Origin of the sequence: Paraburkholderia sp. RCC_158, from assembly GCF_041355255.1 — a bacterium.
In the GTDB taxonomy this organism is placed as follows: domain Bacteria; phylum Pseudomonadota; class Gammaproteobacteria; order Burkholderiales; family Burkholderiaceae; genus Paraburkholderia; species Paraburkholderia graminis.
In genome coordinates this window covers 1-1,025 of sequence record NZ_JBFUPM010000079.1, presented here as the reverse complement: position 1 = coordinate 1,025, position 1,025 = coordinate 1, and the positions used below count along the sequence as shown (strand labels likewise).

General features: G+C 60.3%; 2 protein-coding genes. Both read left to right on the top strand.

Annotation, left to right across the window (positions count from 1 at the left end; genetic code table 11):
• Positions 1-578: DUF1326 domain-containing protein (locus AB6809_RS36210; protein WP_371028609.1), on the top strand; the 578-nt coding region annotated here is incomplete at its 5' end.
• Positions 575-1,025, top strand: a 451-nt coding sequence (locus AB6809_RS36205) for a DUF2182 domain-containing protein (protein WP_371028608.1), incomplete at its 3' end; no start/stop codon positions are given. The genes AB6809_RS36210 and AB6809_RS36205, both read left to right, overlap by 4 nt.

Here is a 1,025-nt window from a genome sequence, read left to right as displayed (position 1 = left end):
AATTCAACGCACTGCCGAACAACGGCTTCTGCGAAGCGATGGGCGCCATCTCGATCAGCAACGGTTACTACGGCGACGTGCGACTCGACGACATCAACATCGCGGTCGTGTTTCAATGGCCGGGGCCGATCCACGAAGGCAGGGGCAAGTGCCAACCGATCGTCGACGAACGGGCCAGCCCGGAGCAGCGCGAAGCCATTCTGAAAATCATGACGGGGCAGGACACTGAGCCGTTCGCCACGATGTTCTCCGTATTCGCGTCGACCCTCGAGCAGGCATTCGATCCGATCTTTACGAAGATCAACTTCGATGTCGATGTCGATACCAGACGCGGCCGGATTCATGTCGAGGGCGTATTCGACGTTGTCGGCGAGCCGATCCGCAATCCGGTAACGGGCGACGAGCATCGCGTTCGAATCGATTTGCCGCACGGCTTCGAATACGAACTTGCCGAAATCGGCTCCGGCACCAGCCGCTCGCAAGGAAACATCGCACTGGATTTCAAGGGGACCTATGCCCAGTTCGCACGACTGCACTTGAATAACAAAGGACCGATCCGGCATCGCGCTGCCGCATGAGCAGCGTCGAAAGTATCCTCGGACGTGAGCGCGTCACCACCGCGCTCGGCATGGTGGCTGTCGTCGCGTTGTCGTGGGCCTACTTGTGGACGGGCGCCGGAATCGGCATGTCCGCACTCGAGATGACGGCCGTCGCGCTGTTTCCTCATCGATTGGCAGAAGGCGGCGGGGGAATGGATCCGTCGCTGCCCACCGTGATCCTTATGTGGTGGGTGATGATGATCGCGATGATGACGCCCAGCGCAGCGCCGCTCGTCCTGTTGTATCGACGCGTATCGCGGCACCATGCCGCGATCGAGGCCAAGTCGACCATCCCCTCGTTGTTTCTCCTGGCCGGTTACCTGACCGCATGGCTGGCATTCTCGATCTGCGCGGCATCGCTGCAGAAGGTGCTACAACCGACCGGCCTCATTTCGGAAATGATGTTGTGGTCTAAGAGCGCGTCCC